The organism is Citrobacter sp. MNAZ 1397 (assembly GCF_023613995.1).
In the GTDB taxonomy this organism is placed as follows: Bacteria; Pseudomonadota; Gammaproteobacteria; order Enterobacterales; family Enterobacteriaceae; genus Phytobacter; species Phytobacter ursingii.
The window spans coordinates 285,550-303,209 of record NZ_JAKIVH010000002.1 but is presented as its reverse complement, the minus strand read 5'-3'; the positions used below and the strand labels follow the sequence as shown (position 1 = coordinate 303,209).

At 54.8% G+C, this 17,660-nt stretch carries 16 protein-coding genes; 5 read left to right on the top strand and 11 right to left on the bottom strand.

The features are described from left to right. Positions 1 to 48 precede the first annotated feature (48 nt). Positions 49 to 1,716, top strand: a complete 1,668-nt coding sequence (gene ettA / locus L2097_RS16165; RefSeq protein ID WP_250353297.1) for an energy-dependent translational throttle protein EttA — start codon at positions 49 to 51, stop codon at positions 1,714 to 1,716. A gap of 386 nt (positions 1,717 to 2,102) precedes the next feature. Here ettA and nadR read toward each other — a convergent pair whose 3' ends face one another. From nadR to serB, 3 genes are all read right to left on the bottom strand, one after another. Then, on the bottom strand, positions 2,103 to 3,329 hold the full coding sequence (gene nadR / locus L2097_RS16160; RefSeq protein ID WP_047373401.1) for a multifunctional transcriptional regulator/nicotinamide-nucleotide adenylyltransferase/ribosylnicotinamide kinase NadR: 1,227 nt from the start codon (positions 3,327 to 3,329) through the stop codon (positions 2,103 to 2,105). Positions 3,330 to 3,471: 142 nt separating this feature from the next. After that, positions 3,472 to 4,854, bottom strand: coding sequence for a DNA repair protein RadA (gene radA, locus L2097_RS16155; protein WP_047371918.1), 1,383 nt, complete (start codon positions 4,852 to 4,854; stop codon positions 3,472 to 3,474). A gap of 10 nt (positions 4,855 to 4,864) precedes the next feature. Beyond that, entirely contained in the window at positions 4,865 to 5,836 is a 972-nt protein-coding gene (serB, locus tag L2097_RS16150; protein WP_085005490.1) for a phosphoserine phosphatase, read from the bottom strand. A 105-nt stretch (positions 5,837 to 5,941) separates the two neighbouring features. Between serB and L2097_RS16145 the strand changes: the two genes are divergently transcribed. Both L2097_RS16145 and lplA read left to right on the top strand, forming a co-directional pair. Further along, the gene (locus tag L2097_RS16145) at positions 5,942 to 6,586 is read left to right on the top strand and encodes a YtjB family periplasmic protein (protein WP_047371920.1); all 645 of its coding nucleotides are present in this window, start codon (positions 5,942 to 5,944) and stop codon (positions 6,584 to 6,586) included. Positions 6,587 to 6,671: 85 nt separating this feature from the next. Continuing rightward, entirely contained in the window at positions 6,672 to 7,688 is a 1,017-nt protein-coding gene (gene lplA, locus L2097_RS16140) for a lipoate--protein ligase (protein ID WP_085005489.1), read from the top strand. 102 nt (positions 7,689 to 7,790) lie between these two features. Here lplA and deoD read toward each other — a convergent pair whose 3' ends face one another. From deoD to deoC, 4 genes are all read right to left on the bottom strand, one after another. Further along, a complete protein-coding gene (gene deoD, locus L2097_RS16135) occupies positions 7,791 to 8,513 on the bottom strand; it encodes a purine-nucleoside phosphorylase (RefSeq protein ID WP_085005488.1) in 723 nt (240 codons plus the stop codon). 87 nt (positions 8,514 to 8,600) lie between these two features. Continuing rightward, complete coding sequence (gene deoB / locus L2097_RS16130; RefSeq protein ID WP_047371923.1) at positions 8,601 to 9,824, bottom strand: phosphopentomutase; 1,224 nt, start codon at positions 9,822 to 9,824, stop codon at positions 8,601 to 8,603. Between the two features lie 52 nt (positions 9,825 to 9,876). Next, on the bottom strand, positions 9,877 to 11,199 hold the full coding sequence (gene deoA, locus L2097_RS16125) for a thymidine phosphorylase (protein WP_047371924.1): 1,323 nt from the start codon (positions 11,197 to 11,199) through the stop codon (positions 9,877 to 9,879). Between the two features lie 137 nt (positions 11,200 to 11,336). Then, the gene (gene deoC / locus L2097_RS16120) at positions 11,337 to 12,116 is read right to left on the bottom strand and encodes a deoxyribose-phosphate aldolase (protein ID WP_047371925.1); all 780 of its coding nucleotides are present in this window, start codon (positions 12,114 to 12,116) and stop codon (positions 11,337 to 11,339) included. Between the two features lie 252 nt (positions 12,117 to 12,368). Here deoC and L2097_RS16115 point away from each other — a divergent pair, with 252 nt between their 5' ends. Together L2097_RS16115 and L2097_RS16110 are read left to right on the top strand one after the other, a co-directional pair. Beyond that, entirely contained in the window at positions 12,369 to 13,919 is a 1,551-nt protein-coding gene (locus L2097_RS16115; protein ID WP_250353296.1) for a YjjI family glycine radical enzyme, read from the top strand. Then, the gene (locus L2097_RS16110) at positions 13,891 to 14,754 is read left to right on the top strand and encodes a YjjW family glycine radical enzyme activase (protein WP_250353295.1); all 864 of its coding nucleotides are present in this window, start codon (positions 13,891 to 13,893) and stop codon (positions 14,752 to 14,754) included. Before L2097_RS16115 ends, L2097_RS16110 begins: the two co-directional genes overlap by 29 nt. A gap of 1 nt (position 14,755) precedes the next feature. Here the strand turns inward: L2097_RS16110 and L2097_RS16105 are convergent, their stop codons facing one another. From L2097_RS16105 to osmY, 4 genes are all read right to left on the bottom strand, one after another. Beyond that, positions 14,756 to 15,535, bottom strand: coding sequence for a metal-dependent hydrolase (locus tag L2097_RS16105; protein WP_250353294.1), 780 nt, complete (start codon positions 15,533 to 15,535; stop codon positions 14,756 to 14,758). Next, entirely contained in the window at positions 15,532 to 16,608 is a 1,077-nt protein-coding gene (locus L2097_RS16100) for a patatin-like phospholipase family protein (RefSeq protein ID WP_047371929.1), read from the bottom strand. Before L2097_RS16100 ends, L2097_RS16105 begins: the two co-directional genes overlap by 4 nt. Before the next feature lie 116 nt (positions 16,609 to 16,724). Then, positions 16,725 to 16,886, bottom strand: a complete 162-nt coding sequence (locus L2097_RS16095; protein ID WP_007373037.1) for a DUF1328 domain-containing protein — start codon at positions 16,884 to 16,886, stop codon at positions 16,725 to 16,727. Positions 16,887 to 17,015: 129 nt separating this feature from the next. Further along, positions 17,016 to 17,633: a molecular chaperone OsmY gene (gene osmY / locus L2097_RS16090; protein WP_047371930.1), complete on the bottom strand. Its 618-nt coding sequence runs from the start codon at positions 17,631 to 17,633 to the stop codon at positions 17,016 to 17,018. Positions 17,634 to 17,660 lie beyond the last annotated feature (27 nt).

The following is a 17,660-nucleotide window of genomic DNA, read 5'->3' as shown; positions in this document are numbered from 1 at the left end:
GTAACTGTAACCTGATGGATGAAGGGATAAAAAGAGGCGAAGTCCAACGTGGCTCAATTCGTTTATACCATGCATCGTGTCGGCAAAGTGGTTCCGCCGAAACGTCATATTCTGAAAAATATCTCGCTGAGTTTCTTCCCTGGCGCAAAAATCGGTGTACTGGGCCTTAACGGCGCCGGTAAATCTACCCTGCTGCGCATCATGGCTGGCATCGATACCGATATTGAAGGTGAAGCCCGCCCACAGCCGGGCCTGAAAATCGGCTACCTGCCGCAGGAACCGCAGTTGAACCCGGAACAGACCGTGCGTGAATCCGTGGAAGAAGCGGTTTCCGAAGTGGTTAACGCGCTGAAAGGTCTGGACGAAGTGTATGCGAAATATGCTGAACCGGACGCTGACTTCGATAAACTCGCCGCGCAACAAGGCAAGTTTGAAGAAATTATTCAGGCACATGACGGCCACAACCTGAACGTGCAACTTGAGCGCGCCGCCGATGCCCTGCGCCTGCCGGACTGGGACGCGAAAATCGCCAACCTCTCCGGTGGTGAGCGCCGCCGCGTTGCGCTGTGCCGTCTGCTGCTGGAAAAACCAGACATGCTGTTGCTCGACGAACCGACTAACCACCTGGATGCGGAATCTGTGGCATGGCTGGAACGCTTCCTGCACGACTTCGAAGGTACCGTGGTGGCGATTACCCACGACCGTTACTTCCTCGATAACGTTGCCGGTTGGATCCTGGAGCTGGACCGCGGTGAGGGTATTCCATGGGAAGGCAACTACTCCTCCTGGCTGGAACAGAAAGATCAGCGTCTGGCGCAGGAAGCCTCTCAGGAAGCGGCGCGTCGTAAGTCCATCGAGAAAGAACTTGAGTGGGTTCGTCAGGGCGCGAAAGGCCGTCAGTCTAAGGGTAAAGCCCGTCTGGCTCGTTTTGAAGAACTTAACAACGTCGAGTACCAGAAACGTAACGAGACCAACGAACTGTTTATTCCGCCAGGCGCACGTCTGGGGGATAAAGTAGTGGAAGTCAGCAACCTGCGTAAATCCTACGGCGACCGCGTACTGATCGACGATCTGAGCTTCTCCGTACCGAAAGGCGCTATTGTCGGCATCATCGGTCCTAACGGCGCGGGTAAATCTACGCTGTTCCGTATGATGTCCGGCCAGGAAAAGCCCGACGCAGGCTCTATCACCCTGGGCGAAACCGTCAAACTGGCTTCCGTCGACCAGTTCCGCGACGCGATGGATAACAGTAAAACCGTATGGGAAGAAGTGTCCGGCGGCCTGGATATCATGAAGATCGGCAATACCGAGATGCCGAGCCGCGCCTATGTTGGCCGCTTCAACTTTAAAGGTGTTGACCAGGGCAAACGCGTGGGCGAGCTGTCCGGTGGTGAGCGCGGCCGTCTGCATCTGGCGAAACTGCTGCAAGTCGGCGGTAACGTACTGCTGCTCGATGAACCGACCAACGACCTGGATATCGAAACCCTGCGCGCGCTGGAAAACGCCCTGCTGGAGTTCCCGGGCTGCGCAATGGTTATCTCGCACGACCGCTGGTTCCTTGACCGTATCGCGACCCACATCCTGGACTACCAGGATGAAGGCAAGGTGGAGTTCTTCGAAGGTAACTTCACCGAATACGAAGAGTATAAGAAACGCACGCTGGGCGCCGACGCGCTGGAGCCGAAGCGTATCAAGTACAAACGTATTTCAAAATAAACAGCAAAAGGGCAACGCAAGTTGCCTTTTTTAATGTTTACGCCCTCTCCCGTGGAGGTAAAAGCAAAAAGGCAACGCACGTTGCTTTTTTAGTGTTTACGCCCTCTCCCCGTGGGAGAGGGACGGGGTGAGGGCATCAGACCGCACTGCCTCGATTTTCCGCTCACCCTAACCCTCTCCCGCGGGGAGAGGGTTAGGGTGAGCGCGATGCTGGCTTTCTCCCTCTCGCCGTGGGAGAGGGACGGGGTGAGGGCATCAGGCCGCACAGCCTCGATGTTTCCCCTCACCCTAACCCTCTCCCTGTGGGAGAGGGGACTGTCTGAGCGCGATATTGGCTTTCTCCCTCTCCCTGTGGAAGAGGGCATCAGGCCGCAGAAGGTTTCCCCCTAATCCCCCATCAACTCTTTTACCAGTTCCACGCAATGCAAAAAACGGGAGTCATAATCAGGCTCTTCCACATGCCGCCAGGTAATATTGTTCTCTTTAAGCATATTCACCAGCATCTGCTGGAATTCGCTGCGATCCACCGAACTGCCCAGACTTCTCAGCCCATCAGCGACCCACGGCGTATTATTTTCCAGCAGAATCACCAGGTCGAAACGGTATTCATCGATCATCGCCTGCACAAAAGGATGCTCACGCCCTTCGTACTTCAGGCAAAACGCCTGCGTCGTGACAAAATCGGTATCGATGAAGGCTACCTTATTGGCATATTTGACCGCAAAATCAATATACTGCGCCTGTCCCAACGCGATCTTGTCATAGTCGGAATACTGCAACGCCATCTCGTCGCCGCCAAGGTGAGAGAAGACATAATCCCGGCCATACTCCCACGCGCTGGTAGTATTGAAGATATTCGCGAGCTTATTGACCAGCGTCGATTTACCGCTGGATTCGCCGCCCAGGATAGCCACGGTGCGCACAAAGAAGGGCTTCACTTCGGTAGGGATATAATCCCAGTAGCGGAACGGGTTCTCACGAATAAGCGCGCCGCTAATATTCATAAAAGTGCGCTTCGGATCGATAAGCACCGTTTCAATACCCAGATGCTCAAGGTACTGGGGGGCGTCCGCCTCTTCTGAACTGTAGATTCGGTCAGGCTGAATGCCCTTTTCATCCATAAAAGCTTTAATGCCTTTACTCCAGACATCCCAGCCATGCGGGTAAGGTTCCATTCCCTCTTCATTAAAGGCATGAATACGGATGTTTTTTTGATACTTAAAGGTCTGGAGCAACCAGCGCAGGCGGTCGCTGATGGTTGGCTGCTGGGACATCGCGCTGTCTTCAAACAGTTCGCGGTCGCGCTTCTCGTCGTAACCCATCACGATATGCAGCTCATCCACCTGGCTACAGGCACGCTGAATCAGGTAGATATGTCCGGTATGCAGCGGATAAAACTTACCAAAAACGACGCCAACGCTTTTTTGCCGACGCGGAAATTCTAATCCGAGGAAACGGTGCAGCGCCTCGAGTTTTTGTGCGCTGGGACTTTTGATTTTGGCATTCAGGAGTTGGCTCAAATAGCCTTTGGTCATGCCGCTGGCGTCGGCCACCTGCTGCAATGTGCAGCCTTTCTGACGTATTGCGGTCTTGAGATAGTCGAATGACGACACGAGTGCCTCCTGCTGGCTGAACCTGCCTGGCAGCATCAACGTGCCAGGCTTATTATGCAAAATTCCCTATGCATTTCGGGGCAGGAGGCGGGGAGTAAACGCAGCCATCACACCTGCCGCCAGAAAGACGACGGGAATATAATTATAAGTCGTCAAAGACACTGAGTGCATCTGCGAGTTTTTTAACACCGAAAACCTGCATCCCTTCTGGCGGTTTTTTCGGCACATTCGCGGCAGGCACAATCGCCCGCCGGAAACCGTGTTTCGCCGCTTCGGAAATACGCTCTTGTCCGCTGGGAACCGGGCGAATCTCGCCTGCCAGCCCAACCTCGCCAAAGACCACCAGATCCTGAGGCAGAGGCCGGTCACGCAGGCTCGAAACCATAGCCAGTAACAACGCCAGATCCGCACTGGTTTCCGTCACTTTTACGCCGCCAACCACGTTAACGAAGACATCCTGGTCGGCCATCTGCAGGCCGCCGTGGCGATGCAGCACCGCCAGCAAAATGGCAAGGCGGTTTTGTTCAAGGCCGACAGCAACACGTCGGGGATTGGACATCATTGAGTGATCGACCAGTGCCTGAATCTCCACCAACAGCGGACGAGTACCTTCCCAGACCACCATCACTGAGCTGCCAGAAGTCACTTCATCGCCACGGCTAAGGAAAATGGCAGACGGGTTGCTCACTTCCCGAAGTCCTTGTTCTGTCATGGCAAAGACACCCAGCTCATTCACCGCACCAAAGCGGTTCTTATGGCTGCGCAGCGTACGGAAACGGGAGTCCGCATCGCCATCCAGCAAGACAGAACAGTCAATACAGTGCTCAAGGACTTTCGGCCCGGCCAGCGAGCCATCTTTGGTCACGTGCCCGACCATCACAATCGCCACCCCACGCGTTTTCGCAAAGCGCGTGAGATAGGCCGCCGTTTCACGTACCTGCGCCACGCTACCCGGCGAAGACTGGATGTCCGCCATATGCATCACCTGGATAGAGTCGATGACCATCAGCTTCGGCTGCTCTTCATCGGCAATCAGGCAGATTTGTTCAATGCTGGTTTCCGACAACATATTCAGATTAGCAGTGGGCAGGCCAAGACGGTGCGCACGCATCGCCACCTGCTGTAATGACTCTTCGCCGGTGACATACAGCGTTTTCATCTGTTCCGCGAGCCTGCACAGAGTTTGCAGCAGAAGTGTCGATTTACCCGCGCCGGGGTTACCGCCAATCAAAATAGCGCTTCCCGGTACCACGCCGCCGCCTAACACACGGTCGAACTCTTTAAAGCCGGTCGAAAAACGCGGCAAGGCTTCCAGGCTGATATCAGAAAGTTTCTGAACTTTCGACGCGCCCGCATTGCCGGCATACCCGCTTAAGCGCTCATTACGCGCCACGACAGGCGAGGCAGCCACACGCACTTCGGTAATCGTGTTCCAGGCATGGCAGGCGCTGCATTGCCCCTGCCAGCGGGGATAATCGGCACCACATTCATTACAGACAAATGCGCGTTTTGGAGCTTTCGCCACAGAGACCTCGTTATTTCTTCGCCAGACTGGCTGAGAGAATGCAGAACACCCCCATCAAATCAGCGTGACGGATGGTGACTTCGGCTTTTTCATTCACTTTCGGTTTCGCGTGGAACGCAATACCCAACCCGGCGGCTTTGATCATCGGCAGATCATTTGCGCCGTCGCCAATGGCGATCGTTTGAGTAGCCGGAATTTCGTGTTCCTGCGCCAGGCGTTTCAGGGTATTGGCTTTGTAATGCGCATCCACAATGTCGCCCAGAACATTACCGGTGAACTTACCGTCAACCACTTCCAGATGGTTGGCTACCGCCTCTGTCAGGCGCAACATCTCGCGCAGGTGGTCGGCAAAGAAGGTAAAGCCACCTGAGGCAATCGCCACTTTCCAGCCCAGTGTTTCCAGTTTTAGCACCAGCTGCGTAAGGCCCGGCATCAAGGGCAGGCTGTCGCGGACCTGATGCAGAATTTTCGCATCAGCGCCTTTAAGCGTTGCCACGCGTTGACGCAGGCTGGCCGTGAAGTCCAGCTCACCGCGCATGGCGCGTTCCGTCACTTCAGATACCATTTCGCCCGTACCGGCCAGTTTAGCGATTTCATCAATGCACTCAATTTGAATTGCGGTTGAGTCCATGTCCATCACCATCAAGCCAGGGTGGCGCAGAGACGGAATTTTACCCAGCGGCGCAACGTCCAGCCCCTCGTCATGCGCCAGGCGGGTAGCACGCGGCGTGAGTGAACCGGCAAGACGGATAACCTGATAATCTTCCACGCACCAGGCAGCCACGATTACCATTGCCGCGCCCAGTTTACGCTGCCAGGCGGTCAGACGTTCTTTATTGAGCGCGCGCCCATACAGAAGCCATCCGCTACGACCTGCGTGATAATCCAGGGGCATGACCTCATCGCCACTTAAAGAGAGCGGCAACCCAGGCCACTGAGAAACGTCATTGGGCAGGTCGCACCAGGTCAAATTATTCGGCATTACAGCTCCTGTAGGGGTATGTGCTGAGGTAAAAATAACGCATGAGGCTACCTTGTAACCAGCGCTTCTGGCAACATTAAGCCGCAAATTTTCAACAGGTGGAATATGGCTCGCGCAAAACTCAAATTCCGGCTTCATCGTGCCGTGATCGTGCTCTTCTGTCTGGCGCTGCTTGTTGCCCTTATGCAGGGCGCATCATGGTTCAGTCAGAATCACCAGCGTCAGCGCAATCCGCAGCTTGAAGAGCTGGCCCGCACGCTGGCGAAACAGGTCACGATAAACCTTGCGCCACTGATGCGTGCGGAAACGCCTGACGACAAACGTATCAGCATTGTGCTCCGGCAATTGACCGAGGAGAGCCGAATTCTTGATGCGGGCGTCTATGACGAACGCGGCGATCTGATTGCCCGTTCCGGCGAAAGTATTGATGTGCGCGACAGGCTGGCGCTGGACGGCAAAAAAGCCGGGGGCTACTTCAACCAGCAGATCGTCGAGCCGATTCAGGGGAAAAATAGCCCGCTGGGCTACCTGCGTCTAACGCTGGATACCCATACCCTCGCGACGGAAGCCAAACAGGTCGATAACACCACCAATATTTTACGCCTTATGCTGCTCCTTTCGCTGGCTATTGGCGTCGTACTGACCCGTACGCTGTTGCAGGGAAAACGAACCCGCTGGCAACAGTCCCCTTTCCTGCTTACCGCCAGCAAGCCGGTGCAGGAAGAGGAAGAGAACGAAAAGAAAGAGTAATCTATCTGCAGCTTACGGATTTCACGTTGCAGCCTGCGCGCTGGCAACGTGAAAAACGACCTCTTTTCAGGAAAGGAAATCTGCCATGTCCACACTGCGTCTGCTTATCTCTGATTCTTATGATCCCTGGTTCAACCTGGCGGTGGAGGAGTGTATTTTCCGCCAGATGCCCGCGACGCAGCGTGTACTTTTCCTCTGGCGTAACGCCGATACGGTGGTTATCGGGCGGGCGCAGAACCCGTGGAAAGAGTGTAATACCCGGCGCATGGAAGAAGACAATGTTCGTCTGGCACGGCGCAGCAGCGGCGGTGGTGCGGTGTTCCATGACTTAGGCAATACCTGCTTCACCTTTATGGCGGGTAAACCGGAGTATGACAAAACGATCTCAACCGCGATTGTGTTGCAGGCGCTGAACGCGCTGGGCGTGACGGCAGAAGCGTCCGGACGTAACGATCTGGTGGTCAAAACGCCGGAGGGCGATCGCAAAGTCTCTGGCTCCGCCTACCGTGAGACCAAAGATCGCGGTTTCCATCATGGCACACTGTTGCTCAATGCCGATCTCAGCCGCCTGGCAAACTATCTCAACCCGGACAAGAAAAAGCTCCAGGCCAAGGGCATTACCTCCGTGCGCGGACGCGTCGCAAATCTGGTCGAGCTGTTGCCGGGTATCAGCCATGAGCGCATCTGCGAGGCTGTAACGGAAGCCTTCTTCTCTCACTACGGTGAGCGCGTTAAAGCCGAGGTAATTTCTCCGGACAACACCCCGGATCTGCCGAATTTCGCTGAGACCTTTGCCCGCCAAAGCAGTTGGGAGTGGAATTTCGGTCAGGCTCCTGCATTCAGCCATTTGCTTGATGAACGCTTTACGTGGGGCGGCGTGGAGCTCCATTTTGACGTGGAGAAAGGGCATATCACCCGCACGCAGGTGTTTACCGATAGCCTGAATCCCGCACCACTGGAGGCCCTGGCCGCACGCCTGCAGGGCTGTCTGTATCGCGCGGATATGCTGGCACAAGAGTGTGATGCGCTGTTGGGGGATTTCCCGGAGCAGGAAACCGAATTGCGGGAGTTGTCCGCGTGGATTGCGGGGGCCGTGCGGTAGCGGCTGTCTGATGCCCTCACCCCCGGGTAGCGGGAGAAAACCAAAACCGCTCCAGGCCGTTCCCTCTCCCACTGGGAGAGGGTTAGGGTGAGGGGTAAAACGCTACGCTTTGTCGCCCAGCAGTACAGATTCCAGCGCGATTTTGATCATGTCGTTGAACGTCGTCTGACGCTCAGCAGAGGTGGTCTGCTCGTGGGTACGGATATGGTCGGAGACGGTACAGATGGTCAGCGCTTTCGCACCGAACTCTGCGGCAACGCCGTAGATGCCCGCCGCTTCCATTTCCACGCCCAGAATGCCGTATTTTTCCATCACGTCGAACATCTCGCCGCCGTCAGGTGCATAGAACAGATCCGCAGAGAAGATGTTACCGACGCGGGCATCCACACCCAGCGCTTTGGCCGCGTCAACCGCGTTACGCACCATGTCAAAGTCAGCAATCGCAGCGAAATCATGGTCTTTAAAACGCATGCGGTTAACTTTGGAATCAGTGCAAGCGCCCATACCGATAACGATATCACGCAGTTTCACGTCCATACGTACCGCGCCGCAGGAGCCCACACGGATGATTTTTTTCACGCCGAAATCGGTGATCAGCTCTTTCGCGTAGATGGAGCAGGATGGGATACCCATGCCATGGCCCATTACGGAGATTTTGCGGCCTTTATAGGTACCGGTATAACCCAACATGCCGCGCACATTGTTCACTTCACGGATATCTTCGAAAAAGGTTTCAGCAATGTGCTTTGCGCGCAGCGGGTCGCCGGGCATCAGCACAACGTCAGCGAAATCACCCATTTCTGCATTAATGTGAGGAGTTGCCATCTTCAGTTCCTTTTTATTCGTTGTGTTTTCCCCCTCTCCCGCGGGAGAGAGTCGGAGTAAGAGCATCAGATGATGCCCCTTCCCAAATCAAAGCATGTTTTTGCCGTAGTCCATGGGAGACGTACCGAAGTACGACGCAATGGTCTGGCCGATATCGGCGAAGGTTTCACGGTGGCCGAGCGAACCGGGTTTCACTTTCGGGCCGTAGATCAACACCGGAATGTGCTCGCGGGTATGATCGGTGCCTTGCCAGGTCGGGTCACAACCGTGGTCAGCGGTCAGGATCAGAATGTCATCTTCCCCCACCAGCTCCATCAGCTCCGGCAAACGACGGTCGAATAGCTCCAGCCCCGCCGCATAACCGGCGACATCGCGACGATGGCCCCATGATGAGTCGAAATCAACGAAGTTGGTAAAGACGATTGTCTTATCACCCGCGCTTTTCATCTCTTTCACCGTGGCGTCAAACAACGCATCCAGGCCAGTTGCTTTCACTTTTTTGGTGATACCGCAGTTGGCATAGATATCCGCGATTTTGCCTACAGAAACCACCTGACCGTCTTTCTCATCAACCAGTTTTTGCAGCACGGTCGCTGACGGCGGCTCAACGGCCAGGTCATGACGGTTACCGGTACGCTGGAAGTTACCCGCTTTATCGCCAATAAACGGACGCGCGATAACGCGACCGATGTTGTAACCCCCTTCGGTCAGCTCTTCACGGGCGATTTCGCACAGCTCGTAGAGTTTATCCAGGCCGTAGGTCTCTTCATGGCAGGCAATCTGGAACACAGAGTCGGCAGAGGTATAGAAAATCGGCTTGCCGGTTTTCATATGCTCCTCGCCCAGTTGATCAAGGATAACCGTGCCGGAAGAGTGGCAGTTGCCGAGATAGCCCGGCAGGTTTGCGCGTTTCACCAGTTTATCCAGCAATTCCTGCGGGAAGCTATTGTCATGATCGGAGAAATAGCCCCAGTCGAACAGCACCGGCACACCGGCGATTTCCCAGTGGCCTGACGGGGTGTCTTTACCGGAGGAGAGCTCATGCGCCCAGGCGTATGCGCCTACCACTTCAGCGTTGCCGTCCATGCCGGCTGCGATTTTACCGGTAGAACCTTCATGTGCTTTCACCAGACCCAGACGGGTCAGATTTGGCAGGTTCAACGGGCCTTTACGACCGTTGTCCGCTTCGCCTTTGGCACAGGCTTCTGCGATGTGACCCATGGTATCGGAACCCACGTCACCAAAACGTTCGGCATCTTCTGTTGCGCCGATGCCGAAGGAGTCCAGCACCATAATAAATGCACGTTTCATATTGTTCTCCGTACGTAGTGCTTCAAAAAATAGCGATCAGATCAGTATATCGTTAATCGGTAATGCGTCGCCAGACCGTTGGCGTCTCTTTTGGCGCTTTATCGGCGATCACAATCGCAGCTTTGACTGCATTTGCCGCTTCCTGCCAGCTTGCTTCATCTTTTGCGTGGATCACCGCTAAAGGACGCTGCCCGTCGATCGCATCACCCAGACGCGCCATATCGGTAAAGCCCACGCTGTAATCGATGGTATCGGACGCCTGACGACGGCCGCCGCCCATTGAGACCACCGCCATCCCCAGCGCGCGGGTGTCCATTTGCGCAATGAACCCTTCGGTATCGGCATAGACGGCCTTACTGAGCGTCGCGGTTGCCAGGTATTTGTCATAATTTTCGACAAAATCGGTCGGGCCTTTTTGTGCAGCCACCATGCGGCCAAAGATTTCCGCCGCTTTACCGTTATCCAGCACCGCCTGCAATTGTCTGCGCGCCTCGGCGTCATCTTTCGCCAGTTTGCCGGAGACCAGCATTTCTACGCAGAGCGCCATCGTCACGTCATAAAGACGCGGGTTGCGGTAATCTCCGGTCAGGAAGCGGACGGCTTCACGTACTTCAACAGCGTTACCTGCGCTGGAGGCAAGCACCTGGTTCATGTCGGTGAGCAGTGCGGTGGTACGCACACCGGCGCCATTCGCCACACCAACGATCGCCTGCGCCAGTTCGGCAGAAAGTTCTGGCGTCGGCATAAATGCCCCGCTACCCACTTTGACGTCCATCACCAGCGCATCCAGTCCTTCCGCCAGTTTCTTGGCGAGGATCGAGGCGGTAATCAGCGGAATAGAATCGACCGTCGCCGTAATATCGCGCGTGGCATAAAAGCGTTTGTCAGCGGGAGCTAAAGAATTCGTCTGTCCAATAATCGCGACGCCCACATCTTTAATGATGTCGCGAAAGCGTTTGTCATCGGGGAAAATATCAAACCCCGGAATAGCTTCCAGTTTGTCGAGCGTCCCGCCGGTATGGCCAAGCCCACGACCGGAGATCATGGGAATATAGCCGCCGCAGGCCGCAACCATCGGCCCAAGCATCAGCGAGGTCACATCCCCCACACCACCGGTGGAGTGTTTGTCGACGACAGGCCCGTTGAGATTAAGCTGTTTCCAGTCGAGGACGGTCCCTGAGTCTCGCATCGCCATGGTCAGCGACACGCGCTCCTCAATTGCCATGTCGTGGAAGAAAATGGTCATCGCCAGAGCGGCAATTTGCCCTTCGGACACGGTGTTGTCACGAATCCCGTTGATAAAGAAACGAATCTCTTCATCACTGAGTGCGTGACCATCACGTTTTTTGCGAATAATTTCTTGTGCGAGAAACACGGTAACCCCCCGATAAATCAGGTTAAATGCAGCGAGCTTGCGCCCATGCTACGTTCCTGTAGCCCGGCCAAGCGTAGCGCCGCCGGGGAGATCCCGGAGTCGGCGCGCGTGCGCCTCGTCCGGGCTACGATAATGAATTAGTAACCGCTTGCGCTCTTACCGTCGCCGTGACCCAGAGCTTTGAGCAGGCTCGCCAACAGGCTGGACGCGCCAAAGCGATAGTGGCGCGAATCCGCCCAGTCAGCGCCAAACAGCTCGTCGGCAATCGCGAGGAATGTCTGTGCGTCTTCGGCTGAACGCACGCCGCCAGCCGGTTTGAAACCGACGGTTTTCGCCACACCCATATCGCGAATCACTTCCAGCATGATGCGTGCGCTTTCCGGCGTGGCATTCACTGGCACTTTACCAGTGGAGGTTTTGATAAAATCGGCCCCCGCTTTGATCGAGATTTCAGAGGCTTTGCGAATCAACGCCTCTTCTTTCAGCTCACCGGTTTCGATAATCACTTTCAGCAGAACATTGGCCGCTGCACAGGCATCTTTACAGGCCTTAACCAGATCAAAGCCCACTTGTTCATTGCCTGCAATCAGCGCACGGTACGGGAATACCACATCGACTTCATCTGCGCCGTATGCAATCGCCGCACGCGTTTCCGCCAGCGCGATCTCAATATCATCGTTGCCGTGCGGGAAATTAGTGACCGTTGCGATGCGGATATCTGGCGTGCCCTGTTCTTTCAGCGTCTTGCGCGCAATCGGGATAAAACGCGGATAGATACAGATAGCGGCAGTGTTACCCACCGGGGTTTTTGCCTGATGGCACAACGCGATCACTTTTTCGTTCGTGTCGTCGTCGTTCAGGGTAGTCAGGTCCATCAGTTTCAACGCGCGCAGGCTGCTTGCAGTTAAATCAGTCATTTATCTCTCCGTCGGCCTAAGCCGGTTAAATACGGGTCTGTTATTATTCTAACATTAACCCATCATTACACTTCGACACTCATCACAGTTAATGAAAACCACATTCATTCTTGCAAAACCATAATGAGACATTCATCAAATTTTTAGCCTTAACGTAGCCACATACCCGGATGTTTAGGGGTGTGGATCAAAGGCGGTTTCCGTTCGGTTACTTACACTGGGGCAGACGCTCAAGGAATAAGAGGAACGAATATGTCCACGCCAAATGATTCAGCATACCTGGCTCGTTGCCAGCAGATTGCGACAAGCAATACCCTGACTCCCGCACAAAAACGCCACTTTCTGGCGCTTGAGGCCGAGAACAGTCTGCCTTATCCCTCACTGACAAAAGAAGCGCGGACTGCACTTGATGAGGGTACCATTTGCGATATGTTCGAAGGGCATGCGCCCTACAAACCACGCTATGTTCTGCCGGATTATGCGAAATTCCTCGCAAATGGCTCGCAATGGCTGGAACTTGAAGGGGCAACCGATCTCGACGACGCGTTATCGATGCTCACCATCCTTTATCACCATGTTCCTTCAGTCACCTCCATGCCCGTCTATTTGGGGCAACTGGATGCGATACTGCAACCGTATGTTAGAATTCTAACACAAGAAGAGATCGATATTCGAATAAAACGTTTCTGGCGTTATCTCGACAGAACCCTGCCAGATGCGTTTATGCATGCCAATATTGGCCCTGCCGATACGCCGATCACCCGAGCTATTTTGCGTGCAGATGCAGAGCTTAAGCAGGTTGCGCCTAATCTGACCTTTATTTATGACCCGGATATGACGCCGGATGATTTACTGCTTGAGGTGGCAAAAAATATCTGTGAGTGCAGTAAGCCACATATCGCCAACGGCCCCGAAAATGATAAAATTTTCACAAAAGGTGGTTATGGCGTCGTCAGTTGTTACAATTCGCTGCCGCTGAGTGGCGGTGGTAGCACGCTGGTGCGCCTGAACCTGAAAGCGATCGCCGAACGAAGCAACAGCATTGATGACTTCTTCGTCCATCAGCTTCCCCACTACTGTCAGCAGCAAATCGCCATCATCGATGCGCGCTGTGACTTCCTCTACGCGCAATCCGGCTTCTTTGAGAATAGCTTCCTGGTCGCCGAAGGGCTGATAGACCCGACTCGTTTTGCACCGATGTTTGGCATGTACGGGCTGGCAGAAGCGGTGAATATCCTCTGCGAACGTGCGGGGCTGGGTGTGCGCTACGGTAAAGATGCGCAAGCCAATACGCTGGGTTACAGAATCAGCGAACAACTTGCGACATTTGTGGCGAACACGCCGGTAAAACATGGCTGGAATAACCGAGCGATGTTGCACGCTCAGTCGGGGATAAGTTCTGATACTGACACCACGCCAGGGGCGCGCCTGCCCTACGGCGATGAGCCCGATCCCATAACCCACCTGCTGACGGTGGCCCCGCATCATGCCTGGTACACAGCGGGTATCAGCGACATTTTAACCCTCGATGAGACGGTCAAACGCAATCCGCAGGCCGTGATGCAACTCTGCCTCGGCGCGTTCAAAGCCGGCATGCGTGAGTTTACTGCCAACGTCAGCGGTAACGATCTGGTACGCGTAACGGGTTATATGGTTCGCCTGTCGGACCTGGAAAAATTCCGCACCGGGGGGTCACGCACTAACACGACCTGGCTGGGTGAGGAAGCCGCCCGCAATACCCGCATTCTTGAGAGACAACCGCGCGTGGTCAGCCATGAACAGCAGATGCGCTTTAGTCAGTAAAATTATCCCATTCTCCTGTGTTGACGGGCCAGGCAGTCGTCTGGCACTGTTTTTACAAGGTTGTAATTTGCACTGTAAAAACTGTCACAATCCATGGACGATAGGACGCTGCAACCACTGTGCACAGTGCGTTCCCGCCTGCCCGCATGGTGCCTTAACGCTGGTTGATGGGCAGGTAAACTGGGATGACAACGCCTGCCAGCAGTGCGATACCTGTTTGCATCTCTGTCCACAACAGTCCACGCCGATGGCGCAAACGCTAAGTGTGGAAGAGGTGCTGGCCCATGTACGCAAAGCGGCCATGTTTATCGAGGGCATCACCGTCAGCGGCGGAGAAGCTACAACCCAGTTGCCGTTTCTGGTTGCGCTGTTTCGGGCGATTAAGTCCAGCCCGGACTTGCGCCACCTCACCTGTCTGGTCGACAGTAACGGCCTGCTGAGCGAAACGGGCTGGCAAAAACTGCTGCCCGTGTGCGACGGGGCGATGATCGATCTCAAAGCCTGGGGCAGCGACCATCATCGGTTTCTGACCGGGCGTGATAATACGCAGATAAAGGCCAGTATCCGTCTTCTGGCGGCGCATCAGCGGCTGACGGAGTTACGCTTGCTGCTCATCCCCGACCGGTGTGATTATCTGCAACATATTGATGAACTGAGCGACTTTATCGGCGAGTTAGGGGATGTGCCGGTGCGTATTAACGCCTTTCATGCTCATGGCGTGTATGGCGAAGCACAACAGTGGCGTAGCGCCGTTGCCGGCGATGTGGAACCGCTGGCGCAGGCTCTGGAAGTGCGTGGCGTTAACCGGGTGATCCTGCCAGCGTTATACCTGTAATTCAGGCGAGCGAAAACGTGGCGTGGGTATTGTCGAGCAGCGCCTGGGCAATCACATCGGGTGCTTCCGGGCGTAACTCGCAAAGCGTGTCGAAGACCCGTGCCGCCTGTTCCGGGCGATTGGGCTGGCCCTGAAAACCGTTTAATGGCATATCCGGGGCGTCGGTTTCCAGCAACAGGGCGTTTAGCGGCAATTGCGCCATCACTTCGCGGGTCTTGCTGGCTCGCGGGTAAGTAATGGTACCGCCAACGCCAATTTTATATCCCAGGCTGATAAAACGTTCCGCCTGCTGCAGGCTACCGGCAAAGCCATGTACCACACCGGTTCGCGGCAGGTCATGTCGTTTAAGATGCATCGCCAGCTTGTCGTGCGTACGGCGCGAATGCAGGATCACCGGCAGGTCAAAGCGTTTTGCCAGCTTAAGCTGCGCGTCCAGAACCTCTTGCTGGCGTTCAAATTGCGGATCGTCACGATACAGATCCAGACCAATTTCGCCAACCGCCACCACCTTCTTCGGGCGCGTGGCAAGTAATTGCTCAAGGCGCTCCACGCACGTCGGTGTGTGCTCTTCAATGACGATAGGATGCAGCCCCAGCGCGGCATAAAGCGCCGGATAATCCCGGGCAAGTTTGACAACGCGAGCGAAGTACTGTGCGCCAACCGCCGGGACGATAATCCGTTCGACCCCAACGGCGTTGGCGCGGGTAATGCTGTTCGATTCATCATCCTGAAAAGGGGGGAAATCGAAATGACAGTGAGTGTCGATAAAGCGGAACGTCACGCAGTATCCTCGTTATTAAAGGGCAAATCGTTGGCCTGAACCGCGCTGACAAGCGGCGTATCGACCGCATCGTTGGCGACGGCTGCTGGCGGCACCACGATGGTAGCAGATGTCGTGGCCACGCGCGGAACATGGCGAATTAATGGCGGTTTTTCTACCAGCAGTTTACCCACTGTCGCCAGGAAATAACGCCCGCACAGTCTTCCCAGTTTGTAATCATCGCGCAACGCCGGTAAACGGCTTCCCAGCGCCATGCTGTGCAGAAGCTTCGGCGGGTAGATTTCAAAAATGCGCAACTTACCGGGAGGGGCTTCGATAAATTTCTGCGTCGCCGAGTAGGTCTTCTCATGATGTTGAACAAGGTTAACGAAAGGCTGCAAGCTGCTTTCTCCCAGCCATCGTTCCATCCGCTTAAACCATTGTGGGGTGTAATACATTTGCGACGGCACGGTGCGAATAACCACAATGGTCTTCGCTCCGCGTTTCGCCGCTTCCTGAACGGGAATCGCATCGCTGACGCCGCCATCAAGGTAATTCACGCCGTTAAGGGTAACGCCCGGGCGGTAGAAACCGGGAATAGCGCTGGATGCGCGAATGATATCCAGCCAGGTGCTACTGTCAGGGGAGAAATATTCCGGCGTGTAGTCATCCTGACGACAGGCGCACATATAGAAGGCTTTCCCTGAGTCGAAAACGCGCGCGGCATAGTCCATCGCCAGCGGCATGTGGCTCGAGGTAGAAGTAATAAGCCAGTCCAGATCGATCAGGTTGCCGCCACGCACGAAACGCACGGGATCAAAGAATTCACGGGCGGTGGTGTAACGCATGATGACCTTACGCGCATAACCGGGCTGATTGCACAGGTATGCTGACAGGTTTTGCGCCCCGGCGGATGTGCCAAGAAAAAGGTCAAAAGGGTTAAATTCAGCGCGCATGAACTCATCCAGCACGCCGGCCGTAAAAATGCCCCGCTGACCGCCTCCCTCACACACCAGAGCGAGTCGGCCTGGGCGAAATGGCGTTAACGCTAATGGCGCAATGTTACCAAGCGTTACCGGAATATATTGCCCCACCCTGCTTTCCTTTTGATTTTAGGTATTAACAAAGTAACGCAATTTTTCCCTCCCAGAAACAATGAAAGCCAGTCACGAGGACTGGCTTGATGATTCGTTTAAGAGGGAAGCTCGCGCTACGGACGTCTACGTCCCATAAACAGGCTGACGAGGAACAGAATGATACCGACGATAAAGACAATTTTCGCGGCACCCGCTGCCGTACCCGCCAGACCACCAAAGCCCAGAGCGGCGGCAATTAACGCGATAACCAGAAATATAATGCCCCAACGAAACATAAGACTCTCCTTAACCATAGTTAATGTCGACCGCTAATGTGAGCGCTCAGGATGCTCACTGGCGATATTTTCCCAGGTGCGTTCTACTTACTCCCGGCAAAACGCCGGGATTGCACATTTCAGGAATCGTTACTTAGCTTTCAGATCGTTTTTCACACTTTTGACGCCATCTACCGCTTTAGCGATACTTTCGGCCCGCTCAATTTGCGCCTGTGAATCTACGGTACCGGACAGCTGTACAACGCCATCGGTCGTTTCTACTTTCACCTTACGGGAAGGAACGATGTCGTCAGCCAGCAATTTTGCTTTGATTTCACTGGTAGTCGCGGTGTCGCCGGCATAGCCTTTCGCAGACGTGTTTTTACCGTCACGAACATGGAGTTTGTCGCTGACTGACGCAACGCCTTCTACCCCTTTCGCGACAGTTACCGCCTGTTCTGCCTGTGCCTGGCTTTCAACGAAGCCACTTAACGTCACCACTTTTTTCTCAGTTTTTACGGAGATATCGGTGCTCTTGATATCTTCGTGATCGACCAGCGCAGCTTTGACTTTCGCCGTAATAGCGCTGTCATCCATGAAATTACCGACTTTATTCATAGAGCTATCGATTTTTTGCCCTGCGTTATCGGCCGCGTTTTGCGCTTTATCGGTCGTCGTGTTTGCCGCCATTGCGGAACCACTTGCCAGAGTTGTTCCCAGCACGACAGCCAGCAGAGTTTTCGAAATCTTCAGTCTTGTCATCGTCATCGATCTATATCCTGTTGGTTTGCCCAC

What these genes read in the sequence shown, in the direction of transcription:
- serB (WP_085005490.1), bottom strand. Translation starts at nt 5,836, where the DNA reads ATGCCGAATAATTTGACCTGGTGCGACCTGCCCAATGACGTTTCTCAG.
- L2097_RS16145 (WP_047371920.1), top strand. Translation starts at nt 5,942, where the DNA reads ATGGCTCGCGCAAAACTCAAATTCCGGCTTCATCGTGCCGTGATCGTG.
- lplA (WP_085005489.1), top strand. Translation starts at nt 6,672, where the DNA reads ATGTCCACACTGCGTCTGCTTATCTCTGATTCTTATGATCCCTGGTTC.
- deoD (WP_085005488.1), bottom strand. Translation starts at nt 8,513, where the DNA reads ATGGCAACTCCTCACATTAATGCAGAAATGGGTGATTTCGCTGACGTT.
- deoB (WP_047371923.1), bottom strand. Translation starts at nt 9,824, where the DNA reads ATGAAACGTGCATTTATTATGGTGCTGGACTCCTTCGGCATCGGCGCA.
- deoC (WP_047371925.1), bottom strand. Translation starts at nt 12,116, where the DNA reads ATGACTGATTTAACTGCAAGCAGCCTGCGCGCGTTGAAACTGATGGAC.
- L2097_RS16115 (WP_250353296.1), top strand. Translation starts at nt 12,369, where the DNA reads ATGTCCACGCCAAATGATTCAGCATACCTGGCTCGTTGCCAGCAGATT.
- L2097_RS16110 (WP_250353295.1), top strand. Translation starts at nt 13,891, where the DNA reads ATGAACAGCAGATGCGCTTTAGTCAGTAAAATTATCCCATTCTCCTGT.
- L2097_RS16095 (WP_007373037.1), bottom strand. Translation starts at nt 16,886, where the DNA reads ATGTTTCGTTGGGGCATTATATTTCTGGTTATCGCGTTAATTGCCGCC.
- osmY (WP_047371930.1), bottom strand. Translation starts at nt 17,633, where the DNA reads ATGACGATGACAAGACTGAAGATTTCGAAAACTCTGCTGGCTGTCGTG.